General features: G+C 43.8%; 13 protein-coding genes and 1 tRNA gene. 6 read left to right on the plus strand and 8 right to left on the minus strand.

Features of this window, described 5'->3' with window-relative positions; genetic code table 11:
- Positions 1–35: 35 nt before the first annotated feature.
- The 5 genes from QUB06_RS22250 to QUB06_RS22270 all read left to right on the plus strand — a co-directional run bounded on the left by QUB06_RS22250 (position 36) and on the right by QUB06_RS22270 (position 6,594).
- On the plus strand, positions 36–2,834 hold the full coding sequence (locus QUB06_RS22250) for a PAS domain S-box protein (RefSeq protein ID WP_333437112.1): 2,799 nt from the start codon (positions 36–38) through the stop codon (positions 2,832–2,834).
- A gap of 48 nt (positions 2,835–2,882) precedes the next feature.
- Positions 2,883–3,329, plus strand: a complete 447-nt coding sequence (locus QUB06_RS22255; RefSeq protein WP_333437113.1) for a response regulator — start codon at positions 2,883–2,885, stop codon at positions 3,327–3,329.
- 305 nt (positions 3,330–3,634) lie between these two features.
- Positions 3,635–3,787 (plus strand): hypothetical protein, encoded by a 153-nt coding sequence (locus QUB06_RS22260; protein WP_333437114.1) that lies wholly within the window; start codon positions 3,635–3,637, stop codon positions 3,785–3,787.
- Positions 3,788–3,878: 91 nt separating this feature from the next.
- Positions 3,879–5,381: an ATP-binding protein gene (locus tag QUB06_RS22265; protein ID WP_333437115.1), complete on the plus strand. Its 1,503-nt coding sequence runs from the start codon at positions 3,879–3,881 to the stop codon at positions 5,379–5,381.
- Positions 5,382–5,505: 124 nt separating this feature from the next.
- A complete protein-coding gene (locus QUB06_RS22270) occupies positions 5,506–6,594 on the plus strand; it encodes a response regulator (RefSeq protein WP_333437116.1) in 1,089 nt (362 codons plus the stop codon).
- 215 nt (positions 6,595–6,809) lie between these two features.
- Here the strand turns inward: QUB06_RS22270 and QUB06_RS22275 are convergent, their stop codons facing one another.
- The 4 genes from QUB06_RS22275 to QUB06_RS22290 form a co-directional block, all read right to left on the minus strand.
- Positions 6,810–9,416 (minus strand): PAS domain S-box protein, encoded by a 2,607-nt coding sequence (locus QUB06_RS22275; RefSeq protein ID WP_333437117.1) that lies wholly within the window; start codon positions 9,414–9,416, stop codon positions 6,810–6,812.
- Positions 9,413–9,808, minus strand: a complete 396-nt coding sequence (locus tag QUB06_RS22280) for a response regulator (protein WP_333284267.1) — start codon at positions 9,806–9,808, stop codon at positions 9,413–9,415. Before QUB06_RS22280 ends, QUB06_RS22275 begins: the two co-directional genes overlap by 4 nt.
- Positions 9,809–9,935: 127 nt before the next feature.
- Positions 9,936–11,372, minus strand: coding sequence for a response regulator (locus tag QUB06_RS22285; RefSeq protein WP_333437118.1), 1,437 nt, complete (start codon positions 11,370–11,372; stop codon positions 9,936–9,938).
- Complete coding sequence (locus tag QUB06_RS22290; RefSeq protein ID WP_333437120.1) at positions 11,365–14,232, minus strand: ATP-binding protein; 2,868 nt, start codon at positions 14,230–14,232, stop codon at positions 11,365–11,367. Before QUB06_RS22290 ends, QUB06_RS22285 begins: the two co-directional genes overlap by 8 nt.
- A gap of 367 nt (positions 14,233–14,599) precedes the next feature.
- Here QUB06_RS22290 and QUB06_RS22295 point away from each other — a divergent pair.
- A tRNA-Arg gene (locus tag QUB06_RS22295) sits at positions 14,600–14,672 on the plus strand.
- Positions 14,673–15,115: 443 nt separating this feature from the next.
- On the opposite strand, the gene QUB06_RS22300 is transcribed toward QUB06_RS22295, so the two are convergent.
- From QUB06_RS22300 to QUB06_RS22315, 4 genes are all read right to left on the minus strand, one after another.
- Positions 15,116–16,732 carry a diguanylate cyclase domain-containing protein gene (locus tag QUB06_RS22300; protein ID WP_333437121.1) on the minus strand — a complete coding sequence of 539 codons (1,617 nt, stop codon included), beginning with the start codon at positions 16,730–16,732 and terminating at the stop codon, positions 15,116–15,118.
- Positions 16,733–16,737: 5 nt separating this feature from the next.
- Positions 16,738–17,553 carry an alpha/beta hydrolase gene (locus QUB06_RS22305; RefSeq protein ID WP_333437122.1) on the minus strand — a complete coding sequence of 272 codons (816 nt, stop codon included), beginning with the start codon at positions 17,551–17,553 and terminating at the stop codon, positions 16,738–16,740.
- A gap of 182 nt (positions 17,554–17,735) precedes the next feature.
- Positions 17,736–17,876 (minus strand): hypothetical protein, encoded by a 141-nt coding sequence (locus QUB06_RS22310; RefSeq protein ID WP_333437123.1) that lies wholly within the window; start codon positions 17,874–17,876, stop codon positions 17,736–17,738.
- Positions 17,877–17,903: 27 nt separating this feature from the next.
- Positions 17,904–18,056 carry a hypothetical protein gene (locus tag QUB06_RS22315; RefSeq protein ID WP_333437124.1) on the minus strand — a complete coding sequence of 51 codons (153 nt, stop codon included), beginning with the start codon at positions 18,054–18,056 and terminating at the stop codon, positions 17,904–17,906.
- Between the last annotated feature and the right edge of the window lie 76 nt (positions 18,057–18,132).

Below are 18,132 nucleotides of genomic sequence, written 5' to 3' on the forward strand. Positions count from 1 at the left end.
GTTAAATTACTCCTTCCCCATTTGCCATTCCGTTTATGATTTGGAATTTTTTAACTCAGTTGTTATTCACCGGCAATTATATTCCTCAAGGCTACTGTTACCTTTGGCAGCGAGAGCTAGTCGCACTCCACATAGTGTCAGACTCTATAATTGCCCTGGCCTACTATTCAATACCCCTCTCGTTAATTTATTATTTTATCGGTCAGCGAAAAGACTTGCCCTTTCGCAATATCTTTTGGCTGTTTGCAGCCTTTATTATCTCTTGCGGCACTACTCATATAATGGAAGTTTGGACGCTTTGGCATCCTGTTTATTGGGTGTCTGGCAGTCTGAAAATTATTACCGCCGCAATTTCTGGTTACACCGCTTTTGCATTAATTCCTTTAGTTCCCCAAGCATTAACTCTCCTGAGTCCAACTCAATTAGGGATGATCGATTCAATACTGCAAAAAGAAATAATTGAACGCCGAGAAACGGAAGCTCGCTATCAAACTTTAACTGAAGCTTCGCCGGTGGGAATATTTTATGCAGATGCTGGAGGAGACTGCTTGTATGTCAACGAGCGCTGGTGTCAAATTTCGGGAATTACCTGTGATGAAGCTTTGGGCAAAGGGTGGTTGCAAGGCATTCATCCAGACGATCGCGATCGGGTTTTTACTGAATGGTATAGCGCCGTGCAGCAGAAATTGCCGTTTAAATCTGAGTACCGCTTTCTCGACATTAATAACACTCAAATCAGTTGGATACTCGGTCAAATTGTCGGTCAACTCGGAGAAAATGGGGAGATAAAAAGTTATGTTGGTACTATTACTGATATTACAGAACGCAAGCAGGTAGAAGAGGAAAATCGACTGCTCAATGAAACTCTGGAGCATCGAGTTGCTGAGCGCACGGCTCAAATCGAAATTTCTAACCACAAATTGCAAAAAGAAATAGCATACCGCGAAAAAATTGCTTTCACTTTGTTGGAATTGACGCAACTGCAAAATGCAATTCTTAATAGCGCTAACTACACAATTATTTCTACAGATCCCGACGGTACAATTAAAACATTTAATCGAGCGGCAGAACAACTTTTAGGTTATTCGCTCGAAGAAGTGGTCGGAAAAGTCACGGTAGAAATAATTCACGATCCTCTGGAGGTCGCTCAAAGAGCTGACGTTCTTTCTCAAGAATTGGGAGTGAAAATAGAGCCGGGAATTGAAGCCTTTGTTGCCTTGCCGCGCCGGAAAATAGCTGACGAAAATGAATGGACTTACATTCGCAAAGATGGTTCGCGGTTTCCGGTACTGCTGTCGGTGACTGCCTTATTTGATAGTAACGGAAATATTAACGGTTTTTTGGGTATCGGTCAGGATATTAGCGATCGCAAACAAGCTGAAAAAGAGCTGCGTGATCTAACCAGTGCCATGCAAAATGCGGTGGAAGGCATTTCGCGGCTGGATATTGAGGGCCGCTACGTGAAGGTTAACCGAGCTTACGCTCATAAATGCGGTTACGAACCGGAACAAATGCTTGGCATGAAATGGCAGCCCACCGTACATCCGAGCGATCTTGAGATGATGGTCTCAGCTTATCAGGAAATGCTAATTTCTGGCAAAGTAGAAGTTGAAGCTAGAGGCGTTCGGAAAAATGGCTCGTTTTTTTACAAGCAATTAACGATGGTAAAAGCTTGCGATGCACAAGGGATATTTAACGGCCACCACTGTTTTATGAAAGATATCACCGAGCGCAAACTAACTGAAACAGCTTTGCAGGAAAGCGAATTTAAATACAGGCAAATAGTTGAATTAGCAGAAGAAGGTATTTGGGTAATTGACAGCAATGCCCTCACGACTTACGTGAACCACGCGATGGCGCGAATGCTCGGCTATAGTGAATTAGAAATGTTCGGTCGGTCGATTTTGGATTTTATGGACGAACAGCAAAAAACACAAGCTCTTGATAAGTTCCAGCGGCGCAAGCAAGGTATTGGTGAACAACACGAATTTAAATTCAAAAGCAAGGACGGCAAAGATATTTGGACTGATATGTCTACCAGTCCAGTCATGGACTCCCAGGGTAATCTGCGGTCTTGTTGCGCCTTGGTTTACAACATTACAAGCCGCAAAGAAGCAGAGCAGCAACTACTGCAACTGACAGAAGATTTGAAGCGTTCCAACGAGGAATTAGAACAATTTGCTTATGTGGCTTCCCACGATTTGCAAGAACCGCTCCGAGCCATTACCAGTTACACTCAATTGCTGGCCCAGCGGTATCAAGGAAATTTGGACGATCGCGCAGATAAGTATATTAATTATATTGTCGATGGCGCCACCAGAATGCAGCAGTTAATTAACGATTTGTTGGCGTATTCGCGCCTGGGAACGAGGGGTCAGGAGTTTGAGCAGGCGGACTGCAACGCTGTGGTTAAGCAAGCTATGTGCAATTTGCAAATTGCGATCGCGGAAACAAAAGCTGTAATCACCTGCGACGCGATGCCAACCGTGATGGCGGATGAATTTCAACTGGTGCAATTATTCCAAAATTTGCTCGCCAACAGCATCAAATTTTGTCGCCAAGATATCCCGTTGATTCATATCGCTGCCTCCAGGCAAGAGAGCGAATGGGTGTTCAGTGTTCGCGATAACGGCATTGGCATCGATCCGCAGTATGCCGATCGCATTTTTATCATTTTTGCGCGCCTGCACTCCCGCCGCCAATATTCCGGTACTGGTATAGGTTTGGCGATGTGCAAGCGCATTGTTGAACGCCACGCCGGTCGGATCTGGGTGGAATCTCAGGAGGGAAAAGGAGCGACTTTTTACTTCACTATTCCTATAATTAGTACCTGAAGCCTCAAAGTTCAATTTTGTTTTTATACTTTAAAGGATACGCCGGTTATGAGCGATCGAAGCACTGTTAGACCTATAGAGATTCTGCTGATTGAGGATTCTCCCAGCGATGCCGATTTGGCAAGAGAAGTCCTCAATCAGGGTAAAATATTGAATAACTTGCATTTTGTGGAGGATGGAGTCGAAGCAATCAAGTTTTTGCGCCGAAAAGAACCCTATCTTAGGGTACCTCGTCCCGATTTGATTTTGCTCGATTTGCATCTGCCGAAAAAAAGCGGTATTGAAGTGCTAGAAGAAATTAAAAATGACCCAAAGTTAAAATTAATTCCTGTAGTGATTCTCAGCACTTCAGCAGCTCCCGAAGATATTTTTAAGTCATACTCCCTCCACGCCAACTGTTACATAACAAAACCAGTAGACTTCGTAGAATTTACTAAAGTAGTCAGGTTAATTGAGGAATTCTGGCTGGCAGTCGTCAAACTTCCTCTAAATTAAACGAACAGATGCTTTGCTTATGAGCGCTCTAAAAATTTTTAACCTATGGAAATTCTGCTGGTGGATGATTTGCTCAGCGAGGCTGAATGGACTTTATAAAAGCTGGCGACCAGCCAATTTTTATAATTGGCAAATAGTATAAGATATGGTATAAGCAATAATTTTATTGAAGAAAGCAGGCTTTTGTGTTCGCCTTCTCGTCCCAATTTAATTCTGCTTAACGTGATTTTGCCTAAAAAAAACGGTGGAAAATCTTGAGAGAAATCAACTCAGCACTAAAGTTAAAAATGATTCCGGTGGTAATTATGACAACCTCAGCAGCCGATGAAGAGATGGTAAAGTTTTATGCCCTGTCAGCCCGGTGCTACATCACTAAGCTTATAGATTTTAGTCAAGTCGCTAAGCTGGGGAGATGGATTAAGGATTGGTGGCTGGTGGTGGTGGCAGTTCCCAAATAATAATTTTCAAGTTGAAAATGGCAGGGGAAAGCGAAAAAGTTTAACCTAAGATTGGTAGAGTAAAATTTTTACAGTCAAAAACGTCTAAGCTATGTGGATTAAGATTCTGTTAGTAGAAGACAATCCTGCTGATGCTGATTTACTTGCAGAACTGTTAGAAGTATCTGTGGGCGTCGAGTGGGAACTGGTGTCTGTTGAGTTCCTCCATGAGGCGATCGCACAACTGTGTAAACAACCCTTTGATGTAGTTTTGCTCGACCTTTCTTTGCCCGACAGCCGCGGTTTGGAAACGCTAACTCGCCTGCGAGAAGTTGCTCCTGATGTGCCAATGGTGGTAATGACGGGCTTGGATGATGAGGCGATCGCACTTGAATCAGTTCGCTTGGGAGCTCAAGATTACATTGTTAAAGGTCAAATTACTACTCAATTATTAGTGCGGACGATCCGCTACGCGATCGAACGTTCTCAAACATTTCAAATGCTGCGGGAAAGCGAGCGCCGCTTTCGGGCGATTTTTGACTCATCATTTCAGCTAACCAAGCTGCTGACTCCCCAAGGAATTGTGCTGGAAGTGAACGAGACAGCCCTCGATTTTGCCGGATTGGGATCGGAGGGTATTGTGGGCCGCCCGATTTGGGAAATGGCGATTTGGGCCCAGTCGCCACAGGTTTCCGAACAATTGCAATGCGCGATCGGCAAAGCAAGTCGTGGCGAGTTTTTCCGCAGCGAAATCGACTTGTTAGGCAAAAGTGGCCAAATTATGACAGTTGATTTCTCACTGAAACCGGTTAAAAATGAAACAGGACAAGTTTTGCTGCTGATTGCCGAAGCCCGTGACATTAGCGATCGCAAACGAGCAGAAGCGGAAATTCTCAAAGCCCTCGCACGAGAAAAAGAACTTTCAGAACTGCGAGCTAAATTTGTCACAATGGTTTCCCACGAGTTCCGCACACCTTTGACAACCATCCAATTTTCCGCTGGATTGCTGCAAGATTATAGTTCTCAGTGGTCCCAAGATAAAAAATCTACTCATTTTGTGCGGATTCAATTAGCAATTAAACGCATGACAGAGTTATTAGAAGATATCCTCGTAATTGGCAAAATCGAAGCCAATACCTTGCAGTTTCAACCGGTTTCCTTAAACCTCGAAAAATTTTGCCGTCAACTGGTAGAAGAGCAGCAGATCAACGACAGCAACCAACACCCGATCGCCTTTCAATATGAAGGCGGCAACTGCGAAGCTCAAATGGATGAAAAACTGCTGCAGCAAATCTTGGGAAATGTCCTCTCAAATGCCATCAAATATTCCCCCGCCGGCAGTACAGTTTCCTTGCACCTCAACTGTCAAAACAAAGAAGCTGTTTTCCAAGTTCAAGACCAGGGCATCGGCATTCCCCAAGCCGATCGAGAGCGGATATTAGAAACTTTTTACCGAGCTCCAAATGTCGGCACTATTTCGGGAACAGGTCTCGGTTTAGCAATTGTGAAGAGGGCTGTGGAACTTCACGGCGGCCAACTTGCGATCGACAGCCAAGAAGGAAAAGGCACAACTTTCACTATTACCTTGCCTCTAATTTGCCCTCCCAGTCAATAACAACTGAATTATTAACTATATATATCCGCGATTTAACGATTAATTAAGCGCCTAACCAACAAACTTATCAAGTGTCTGAACCCAGAATTTTCCAACAAACTACTAACTAAAAGGAGCTATCACCGTGGCTAAGATTTTGGTAATAGAAGACGAAGAAGCGATTAGAGAGAATATTTTAGAGTTGCTGGAAGCCGAGAATTTTGAAGGAATAGGAGCGATTAACGGCAAAGTCGGCATCAAATTGGCGATCGAAAAAATCCCGGATTTAATTTTGTGCGACATGATGATGCCGGAAGTAGACGGTCACGGCGTCATCAAAGCTTTGCGATCCGAACCCTTGACTGCCACAATTCCGTTTATTTTCCTCACAGCCAAAGCCGATAAAGTTGACGTTCGCACGGGCATGGAACTGGGAGCGGACGATTACATTACTAAGCCCTGTACGCCGCAAGAACTGCTAAAAGCAATTGCTATTAGACTTGAAAAACAAAAAACAATTAGCCGACAATCTCAAAAGACGCTAGACGAATTACGCACTAATATTAGTATGTCGCTGCCCCACGAATTGCGGACTCCTTTGAATGCAATTCTGGGTTTTTCTGAGCTAATTCTGTCAGAATATCAGGTCTTAGAGGAATCAGATATCTTAGAGATGATCGGTCAAATTCAAACTTCCGGTCATCGCTTGTATCGGCTGATTCAAAACTTTTTGCTGTATGCAGAACTGGAGATAGCAGCCACAAATCCCGAACGGCTCAAGGAGATGCGAAACAGCGAATTTAGCTGTGTAAAATCTTTGCTGAGTCAAAAAGCGCGGCAGCAAGCAAAACACGCGAATAGAACAGACGATTTACAATTAAACTTGCAAGATTCGTCGGTAGCTATTGATTCTGTCAGACTCGCAAAAATTGTTGAAGAACTCTTGGACAATGCCTTCAAATTTTCTTTAGAAGGAACGCCTGTTTTATTAAGCAGTTTGGTCGAAAATCAGACTTTTATTCTGTCTGTCAAAGACCAAGGCCGCGGCCTGACTGCCGATCAGATTGCACAGCTAGAAGCTTACAGGCAGTTCGATCGCAAACTTTACCAACAAGCAGGTTTGGGATTGGGCCTGGCTATTGTTCAACGCCTTGTAGAATTGCACGGAGGAGAATTTAAAATAGAAAGTTTGCCGCAGCAAGAAACCATAGTTTGCGTTTGCCTGCCTGTCTAAACAATGATTATTCCAGTTTCAAAAAAGAATACAACTGTAGGCACACTCCCAACCCTTAGAGCATATAGCGGTTCTCAAGCGTGGTGAGGTATGCCCTGTTTGGCCAATGCCCTGTTTGGCCAATGCCCTGTTTGGCCAATGCCGGATAGTACCTCATCTTTCTGAGAAAGGCTATAAGTCATTCCCAATTCTCAAATCTCAACTCTAAAATGGTATTATGCAGGAGCGATCGCTCCTTTCAGACACCGCTGCATATAAATTTGAGCTACCTTATCATTAGGGTTGATTTCCAAGCAGGCCGAAAACAATCTTATAGCTTCGCCCCAGTTGTCACTATAGTAGAGTACCAAAGCTTGCTCAAAGATGGTCTTTGTCTCTAACTTTTTCTGTCGTAACTCTGGCGGATCGGCGGCAAATACTTCATAAACTGTTACCATTCGCGATTTGCCTTTAACTGATACGCGATCGATCAACCTCAAATCATAAATATCGTTCAACTGTATAAAAGTATTGTGAGTAATTAACATCGAAACTCCATACTCTTTCGTCAAAGTTTCCACGCGGGAGGCTAAGTTTACCGCATCGCTAATCACCGTGCTGTCCATCCGACTTTGGCCGCCAACCGTGCCTAACATCAAAGAACCCGTATTGATTCCAATGCCAATTTGCAGCGGCGGGCGATCGGGTCGATTGCGACTCATATTATACTCGTTAAGCTGTTCTAGCATAGCAATTCCAGCTTTCACAGCATCGTCCGCACTGCCATCAAACAGCGCCATAATCGCATCGCCAATGTATTTATCAATAAAACCAAAATTCCCAGTAATTGCCGGTTCCATTCGCGACAAATAACCATTAATAAATTGAAAATTTTCTTCAGGGCTCATCGTTTCAGAAAGAGAAGTGAAATCGCGAATATCTGAAAACAGCACCGACATTTCTTTCTGTACCTGATCGCCTAATTTTACTTCCAGAATACTTTCATATCCCAGAAAGTGGAGAAATTCGTGCGGTACAAACCGCCCGTAAGCATCTGTTAATTTTTCTTCCGCTGCTAAAGCTTTTTCCAAATCGTCTGTGAATTGGCGGCGCTCGGTTTCTACCTCTAGACGTTCCGTGATGTCTTGAAAAGCGGCGAGCGCGTAAACTATGTTTTTCCGTTCGTCGTAGATTGGAGTCGCCCAAACCTCGATCGGCACAATCCGATCCGACCCACGAATTTCTAGATCGTCCATACGCACAAATTCTCCCCGCAACGCCCGAACAATCGGTTGGCTATCCCTCGGGTACAATTGATTAGTTCGAGCGTCGTAAAAATGATAAGCTTCAGGAAATTGATCGGTATCCCCATCAAAAATTAAACCTTGGGCTAGTATCCTTTCGCCCCAAGAATTCATGTAAAAAGGTTGACCGTTACCCTCCACAACAAATATTCCCACCGGCATCGCTTCCAGGAATTGAGTCAATCGGCTTTCGTTTTCTGACAGTGCCTCGTTTAACTTTTCTTCGGCTGCCAAAGCTTTTTCTAAATCAGTAGTAAACCTGATTCGTTCCACTTCCACCTCTCTTTGCAAACTAATATCCTTAGCAAAACCCTGGTAGTAAAGCACTTCACCGTTAGCATCATAAACTGTGCGCGCATACTCAGAAATCCAGATAATGCTGCCATCTCGACAGTAAACCTGAGACTCAAACTCACACAGAGTACCGTGCTGTTTCATCAGCGCCAGAAACTCTTGACGGCGGTTCGGTTCCACGTACAATTGCTGCTGAATATCATGAATACTTTCTATCAGTTCTGACGGGGAATCGTAGCCGTACATTTCCGCCAGAGCAGGATTCGCACTGATAAACTGTCCGTCCGGCGTCGTCTGAAAAATACCTTCGAGAGCATTTTCAAATAGGCCGCGATACTTCTCTTCAGCTTGAATTAGCGCGGCTTCAGCTTGCTTGCGTTCAGTTATGTCACTAAAAGCAATAATCGCAGAGGAAATGTCGCCGGTAGAATCATAAATAGGAGTTGCCCAACTCTCTACAGGAATAATCTTGTCGCCCGTCCGAATTTCTACAGCCTCAGTCCGCACATTTTCGCCCCGAAGCGCCCGCATTATTGGCAATTCTTCCACGGGCCATCTTTGATTAGTTCCGGTTTTATAGAATTGATAAATTGCTGCATTCTGCTCCGAATTAATAGGCGGCACACTGCCTTTGCCAAATACCTCCCGTGCCTTCTGATTTGCGTAAAAAGATTGACCGTTCGCATCAAGCACGCACACCCCTAACGGCATAGCTTCCAGGTATTGCGTCAACCGACTTTCGTTTTCGTGGAGTTGGGCAATCAGGATCGCTTGCTGGCGATTTAATTTTGCCAGCTCCTGATTCATCTCTTGAAGTTCTCTTTGTTTTTCAGCTAATTGTTTATCTTGAAAATATCTGTATATTGCCTCAGTCACAGTTAATTTTAAGTCATCACCTTGCCAAGGCTTAGATATGTATCGGTACAATTTAGCATAGTTAATAGCATTGGTTACCGCCTCCAAATCAGCCTGCCCCGTCAGCATAATCTTGAGAGTGTTCGGCGAGATGGCATGAACGTTTCTTAAGAGTTCATCTCCTTTCATATTAGGCATGATATGGTCGGAAATAACCACAGGAACTTCATACTGTTCTGCTAAAAGTTCTGCCAGCAGCTCTAAAGCTTCTTCGCCGCTTTGGGCCGTTTCAATTAAATATTTATCTTCAAAGGCTTTTAGCAGGTCTATTTCCAGACTATCGAGTATAGTCTGCTCATCATCGACACAAATAATGACTGGTTTTTTCATAAATTTGCTAGACCCGACTTAATCGCTGCAATTAATTCTTGACTTTGCCAAGGTTTTTGTATAAAAGCATGAAGATTGGCTTGAATTTTGGCTCGTTCGATTGCTTCTTTGTCTGCTTGTCCCGTCAGCATCACTTTCACAATTTGCGGATATTTGTGATGGATTTTAATCAGCAACTCATCTCCTTTCATTCCGGGCATCAACCAATCAGAGACAATCACTAGAATCTTAACCTCAGCTTCATATAGCTCTTCAATAATCTCCAGGGCTTCGGCAGCACTTTCAGCAAATTCGCAAAGATATTTACCGTTAAATGCCTGTTGCAGTTCAATTTCCAGACTTTCCAACACCCCTAATTCATCGTCAACACACAAAATTGCTGGTTTAGACATCGCTAGTTTCCTTCTTTAGTTTGGGAGGGTGAACCCCGATGGGTAAGCACACCGTTTTCCAACTTCTACATTCCGCGCGGGTAGACGGCAAATTTTTAGCCCCCGACTTCACTCAGGGGCGCTTTACCTACTCTGTTAAATTAATCGGCAAAGATACTGTAAATGCAGTTTTACCGGGTACGGACTCCACATCAATTTGACCCTGATGTTTTTCAATTATTTTTTTGACAATATCCAGTCCCAACCCGCTGCCTTCTCCCGCAGGTTTTGTAGTAAAAAACGGCTCAAAAATTTTCGGAATAATCTCTGGTTGAATCCCCTTACCGCTGTCAATAATTTTTACCAAGACGCTGGTATGTTGCTGTACCGCGTCAATTGTTAAAGTTCCGTGATTGTCCATCGCTTGTAAGGCATTGTGAATTAAATTTGTCCAAACTTGATTGAGTTCGTCGGGATAACACAGTACCGGAGGCAATTGATCTTGATAGTTTCTGAGAATTTCCACACCCTGCTTGATCTGGTTTTGATAAAGAGTTAATACAGTTTCAATTCCATCCGTAATATTCACCTGTATTTTTTCCCCATTTACATCGTAACGCGCATAATTTTTCAGGGCAAAGACGACTTTGGCAGCGCGTTCAGTAGCGGTAGCGATGGTTCGGGCGCTTCTGTGAATGCTAGCAAAGTCGTAGGCCGTTTTTATAATATTTTCGCTGTCAGGGTCTTTGAGCAACGGCAAGAATTCTTGCAGATTTTCCTCCAATCCGATATTGACTAAAATGCTAGCAAGGCTGTCAGCATTTTCAATCCCTTCCGACTCTAGTTGCTGCTTCACGCCTTTTTTCAATCCCCGTTTTTCTCGCGTAGATAAAGAGTAAGTTTGTTTGCTGGAACTGTACATCAAACTCACGAAATCCTGCTGGCGTTCGGTTGATAGTTCTTTAAAAAAAACTGGCAAAGTTTCAAGATTATTATCCAAAAAGCTGGTAATATTTCCAATAGACGATCGAATCGCCCCCAATGGCGTATTAATTTCGTGAGCAATGCCCGCAATCAGTTGCCCTAATGCCGCCATTTTTTCTGATTGCACTAATTGATTCTGAGTAGCTTGCAGTTGGTGTAAAGTAACTGTAAGTTCATTGTTTTTCTGTTGGAGTTTTTTTCGCAACTGGCATATTGCTAAATGGGTTTCTACCCTCACTAGAACCTCTTCCACCTGAAAGGGCTTGGTAATATAATCTACCCCGCCCACAGCAAATGCTTTGACCTTATCTAGTACGTCATTAACCGCGCTAATAAAAATCACCGGGATGTCGCAAGTTCGTTCATCAGCTTTGATTTTTTCGCAAACTTCATATCCATTCATTTCCGGCATCATAATATCCAGCAAAATCAAATCCGGAGGCATACCTTTTGCCGCCGAAAGCGCTAAATCGCCGCTAGGTACGGGGCGCACTTTATAGCCCTTGCCATTCAAAATTCCGGCTAGCAGCCGCAAATTAGCTGGGGTGTCGTCAACTACTAAAATATTACCGCGATCGGTGCTAGGAATGTCGTTATTCATGGGATATTGCTTCCGAGATTAAATTTAAAACTTTGTCGTACTCAAAATTTTCTATACAATTTGCGATCGCACCGGCCGTTACTGCATCCTTTAATCGAATTTGCTCGATCCAGCTATCAATTAAATCCATATCTGCATTCAGTATCGCTAGCTTTAAACCAGCTACCAGTGAATCAGGCAATTTCACGAAATCAGCCGCACTCATTGCGCGATCGCCCTCTTTGATTGCCGATAAATTAGCTTGACCCGGATCTTCATAAATATAGCGCACTCCGATATGTTTGTGCATAGCATCAAAAATATCGGCTTCCCGGAAAGGCTTCCTCATAAAAGCATCGCAGCCCGCCGATAAAGTAACTGCCCGTTCTTCGTCCAAAACGCTCGCTGTCAGCGCAATAATCGCAGTAGCTTCACCTTTAATAGTGCTTTTAATGTATTTCGTAGCTTCGTAGCCGTCCATCACAGGCATTCTCATGTCCATCCAAATTAGATGCGGTTCCCAACTCTCCCAAATCTCAATAGCTTCTTGGCCGTTATTAGCTTCTTTTAGTTTAAAACCCAGAGGATGGAGGATTTTAATTAACAATTGGCGATTTAGCGGTTTGTCGTCTACTATCAAAATTCGATAGGTGTGTTGGTTGGGTGCCAGGGCAATAACATTGCGGGTCGGTTTTGCGCTTTCAATATCAGGCGCATCCACCGCAAGAACTTGAATGTCAAACTTAAAATTTGTTCCCTTGCCAACAGCAGAACAGACGCTCATTTCGCCGCCCATTAATTCCACAAATTTGCGGCTGATTGGCAATCCCAAGCCTGTACCTTCTTGCGAATCTTTACCTGTCTTGGTTTGCACGAAAGCTTCAAAAAGATCATCTAATTCATTGGGAGCAATACCGGGGCCAGTATCTTCGACTTCAAAATGGAGGAAGAAGGAAGAGGCCGAAGCTGCCTCGTCATTTTGGGGTACAAAAATCTGATTTTCCGACTGACTAACTTGAGATATCTTAAGACCATTACTTGGGGTAACTTCTGTATTTGTTGATGGTTCAGGATAATCAAGTTTTCCCCCTTGTGCCTGCTGATTTATGCCTGACGACTGCTTGCTAACTCTGACCCAGACACCGCCCTCCTCGGTAAATTTAAGAGAGTTATTGAGCAGATTAATTAAAATTTGCCGCAATTTTAAATCGTCCGTTTCTACGTATTGTGGCACATCGAGACTGCGCTCAAAAACTAACTGCAAGTGCTTGTCAGCGGCTTTTATTTTAAACATATCTTCCAACTCGTTTAGCAGGCGATAGATGTCGAATTTTTTGGGATTTAGGATAGTACGCCCCGATTCAATTTTAGATAAATCTAGCACGTTATTAATCAGGGTGAGCAGGTGTTCTCCGCTGCTGCTAATTATACTAATATTTTCTTGATGTTCTGGGGATAGAGTTTGGCTGCGAGTCATCAGTTGGGAAAAGCCGAGAATTGCATTGAGAGGCGATCGCAATTCGTGGCTCATATTAGCAAGAAAAGTGCTCTTAGCTTGATTGGCTACCTCTGCTTTGTCTTTAGCTACAGCCAATTCGGCCGTCCGCTCTTGCACTCGCTGTTCTAAAGTTTCAAAAGATTGTTGCAGTTGTTGAGCCATGCTGTTAAATGACTTGGCTAATTCCCCCAATTCGTCAGAACGTTCGCTTTCTACTGTTTTGTCCCATTCACCTTTAGCAATATTTTTTGCTGCTGTATTTAAGCTCAAAATAGGATTTGTCACCCACTGAGAAGTCAGAATGCCGATCGCCACAGCTACTCCTAAAGCTGCGAAACAAAGCAAAACCGCTGTGCGGGTATTGGCATCGATTTCTTTGGTGAAATCTGCTTCGGGAACCACTACGACAATCAGCCAGTCTAAACCTTTGCCGTCTTGGAAGGGCAGGACTTTTAAAAATTGTCGCTTGTCATCTATTTCAAAGCTCAATAACTCGGGTTTTTTAATTTGGTCTAATTTTTTAAACTTTGCAGTCAAATATTTAGCTGTCGCTTGAGTAAAAGGGTTGCTGCTTTCTTCCACTTTAAACAATTCTCTTTCATTACCTTTAGTGCGAAACGGTTTTTCTGTGGTGGAAGTTGCTAACAAAGTACCCTGGCGATCGACAATAAATGTTTGACCGGATTTGCCCACTTTGAGACTGTTGAGAAATCTTCCCAAATGGTCGAGACGCAAAGCAGCAAATAATACTCCTTCTAGCTGATTTTTGTCGCTGTATACGGGTTGGAGAGCACTGATAAGTAATGTCGGTTCTAGTAAGGAAACAAAAACCGAACTCCAAGTGGGTTTGCCGACTTTTACTGCTTTTTTGTACGCAGGATGTTGCCGATTATCATAGTTTTTGGCAATGGTGGTAACTGTAGTGCGATCGCCGAGAGCGTTCGTATTGTAAGAATTAAAATTTAACCCAGTAGAGGGGTCTATCACATTAATCATTCGGGAGCCGTTAGAAAGTTGTTCACCGCCTCTATAATTTCCCTTCTTGTTGCCAACTGAGGTAAAATTGATATAGGGATATAATTGTACTTGCCGCCAAAGATATTTATCCCAAGCTGATAAGTTTTCCATCTTTAACAAGCCGAGCTTGACAGCATCCAGCTTGGTTTGATTGATTTGATGGGGAGTTGTCAGGTAAACTTGCAGGTTTTGCTCGACACGCAAACTCACCTCGCTCATTAACTGACTGGCAAGGTTATTAACTGCTTTTTGTCCGTTTCTAAAAGACAGATATCCTACGAGTCCCACGGCTCCCACGATTTGCAGTACAAATGGAACTATGAGAACAGTTCGCAGCGGTAATTTGTCTAAAATTTTAGAAACCATAAGATTGAGGGGTTTTGTGAACTTAGTCTAGAACCGTATTTGCACAACCGGTCTTAACAGCAGCACCATTTATTTACTGCCGATGAGCTAGGGGGAATTGATGCGGGCTATTTTAGCTGTGGTAGATGCTCGACCCCGATCGCATGTGAACCTAATGTTGGCTCGATTAAAGTCTATTATTTTACCCATTGTCGTATTATTGTCACCATTTAGGCAGAATTTGCAGTCTCTGGCTTCGAGAACTGCCTGATACCCGATCGCGCGGGCGAGTTTAACCCGCATGGCTCAAGCGGTTTGGAGGCAGGTCAGGAAATTTGCGATCGCACTCGCCATTTTCCGCAAGACGTGTTATACTGTAGAAAGTCGAGGGCACGTAGCTCAGTGGATAGAGCATCAGGTTCCGGTCCTGAGGGTCGGGGGTTCAAATCCCTCCGTGCTCATTTTATATGTCTTTTGTGGAGTAAGGGTTTAAGGTTAATTGTATTACCGATCGTCCTATTTTCCGCTCCAATTTCGCTCCCATCTGTTCCAAGTATCTGCAAAACCACCTCCATATCAGCCAAGTTTGCCCCGGACTTTTTGCGCTGTGCTTTCAACTGGTTGAGCAAGTCGGCGGGCTCTGGAAAATCTGCGACGGTCGGAGCCGAGTTTTTAATTTCCCTCCGTGCTCATTTAAATTTATACAATGACCACGAATTTCTTGATGGTACCAGCCACGTGATTTATCCGTGGAATCAATCCAAAATCGCAAATCGAAAATCCTCAAGCCCCCGCATTTATCCGTGGGGTCGCCTCTAAAATCTAAAATCTAAAATCTAAAATCGATTGACTGACTTTGAGAGACCGGGGACAAATTTTTGTCCTCGGTCTCAATTATTGTGATTTAAGCGTCAGTGTCAAAAATCGAATCGCCGCTGTAGTCGCAGGTTGCGGACTGATTCCGCCCCTGTTCCTTAGCACGGTAGAGTGCACGATCGGCGATCGCAATCAAGTCAGCCGATGATAGTTCCGCAATCGGAATCAAGTTGGCGATACCCATACTAATAGTAACTACATCGCTCACATCAGAGGTTTTGTGAGGAATATGCAAAGCTTGAATAGCAGCGTGAATCCGTTGGGCCACCGAACTCGCTCCTTCAATATCTGTATTAGGCAAAATGATGGCAAATTCTTCTCCGCCGTAACGCGCCACTAAATCCGCCGGACGGTAGACCACTTCTTGCACAGTCTGAGCAAGTTTGAACAGACAATCATCCCCCATTTGATGACCGTAGCAATCATTATAACGTTTGAAATAATCGACATCAAATAACAAAAGAGAAATAGGTTTTTGTTCCCGGTATAGGCGCTGCCATTCATGCTCTAAGCGGTCATTAAAACAGCGGCGATTAGCAATTTGAGTCAACCCATCAATATTTACCACTTGTTCTAAGAGGTGAGTAGCGCGGGCTAGTTCTTCGTTAGAGAGTGCCAGTTGTTGATTGATTTCTCTCATGCGCGCTTGAGCCTGCTGCCTTTCTGCCAATTCCTTCTGCAACTTCTGAAAAATATCCGCTTGTTTAATGGCGATCGCTAACTGATTAGCAATCTGTTTAACAAGGTCAATTTCAAATTCTTCCCATTGCCGAGGAGCAGAACATTGATGAATACATAACAACCCCCACAAATCTTGTCCATTGAGCAACGGCGCAACTAAATTAGCCCGAACCGGAAATTGTTTCCAAAGAGCGCGGTAACAGTGTTGAAGGTCAATATTATTGATATCTTCAACTACCTGCATTCTCCATTCTTGATATGAATCCGGATCTTGTTCACCACCACACGGGTCGTTAAATTGATTTTTGCTTACCAATTTACAGCCTTCGCCTACGGATTCTGAAACAAACTCACCATATCCAAAATTACTGTCAGGATAGAACTTAAATATGCCGACGCGCTCGGCATCAAGAAACACGCGAATCTCCTGGGAAGCAATCTCAAAAATTGTAGACAAATCAAGAGATTGACGGATGTGTTGAGTAATTTCTTGAAGTAATATCGCCTTGTCGTACTGTTTCCGCAGGGCGATTTCCGCTTGCTTTTGGGCGAGAATAGCTGCCTCGGCTGCTTTTTTTGCTTTAATAATTTCACCTTCGTACAGGATACGCTGGCGGATACAGATCAAGATGCAATCGTTGATGAAGCTTCCTCCCTTCTCTCGACGCACAGCGTTGATCAGCATGGGTATCTCACTACCCTCCTTCGACCTTAATGAGAAGTAAATTTCCTCTACTTTACCGTGGAGCTTCAACAGGGGGAAGAAATGGGTTTGATAGAAAATCCGGCTGGCGATCGGCAGAATGGATTCCATTTTCTGTCCCCGCAGTTCATCGGTTTCGTGTCCGAGTAATTGCAGTAATGTGGCGTTGACCATTAGGATCGTACCATCGTCAGCAAACGAGAGGAATCCACAGGGTGACGTGTTTAGTAGCTCGTCTATCTGGTAGGTCATGTTTGCCATACAAATCAGGTAGTATGAGGTGCACTCAAATACTCCTTAATCATGTCGATCGTCTCTTGTGGATGACTCATGTGCGGGCAATGTCCCGTAGCTTTCATCAGCCGTAGCGTACTTTTAGGCAGGTGGCGGTGGAGATAATGCCCTACCTCGGTGGGAGCTACCATGTCATCAGTACATTGCAATATCAGTGAAGGTACTGAGGCCTTCGGTAAATCACTGCGATTGTCAGAGTAAAAAGTTACCTCGGCAAAGCGACTTGCAACCACCGGATCGGTGGAACAAAAACTTGCCTCAAGTTCCTCACTTAACTCTGGACGCTCCTCATTCTGCATCACCATTGGCGCCATAAAGCTTGCCCAACCAATGTAATTTTTCTCCATGATATCGAGGAGATCCTCAATATCTTGGCGCTCAAACCCTCCGTAATAATTTGGTAAATCATTCATGTAGCAGGGTGAAGGCCCTACGAAAATCAGGCGATTAAAGTAATTAGGAGCTTGAATTGAGGACACAAGGCCGATCATACTGCTGACAGAATGGCCGACAAAAATCACATCACTCAAGGCCAATTCTTCACAGATATCGAGGACATCCTGAACATAGCCATTGAGGTCGCTGTACCGTTCAGGACTGTAGGCACTAATATCAGACTGCCCCGAACCTACATAATCAAATAGGATGATTTTGTAGTCCTTCTCGAAGGCCGGTGTTACGAAACGCCACATATTTTGATCGCACCCAAATCCATGAGCAAACATCATGGTCTGGCTGCCTTGTCCAAACACTTTTATATTATTCCGCCGTAAAATTTTTTGAGTCATTTGAGCGACACGAGCATTAAATTAATTATAAGACTTTTGCGCGCTTTCATGAGGGAGGATTGCTGATTCCACATAGTGGTAGACAACAATTCAGGATGTCGGATTAATTGAGTGGCAACCTCAGCAGTGACAGGCTTCCTCAACATATAACGCTGCCCGATTTCCTAGGCGATCGCTTGTAACTATTGCAATTGCGCTTGGGTTTCAATTCCTTCGGCAATTGTGCTGAGATTTAAGCCATGAGGGATTGCAACTATGGCTTTGACAATTCCGCAAGCGATCCGATCGCTGGCTAAATCAATCGCGCACAAATGAGGGCTCAATTTTGAGCGACTTCACCGGAAAATTTTTCAGGTAGTTAAAAGCAGCATACCCAGTCCCAAGTCATTAACATAAATCCCAATACCACGCTTCGATAATGGGTCCAAAACATTGTAGGTAATGTCAAAATTCCGCATCGTTGCCATTTCGGTAATCTCTAGCTCTAGATATTTCTGCTTCATCTCGGTATACTCAAGAAGGCGATCGCTCTTAGCGATTAAAGTCGGTTAGATGAGTTGACGTGCCGACACCTTCACC

The sequence above is a fragment of the Microcoleus sp. D2_18a_D3 genome (assembly GCF_036702455.1).
Taxonomy (GTDB): domain Bacteria; phylum Cyanobacteriota; class Cyanobacteriia; order Cyanobacteriales; family Microcoleaceae; genus Microcoleus.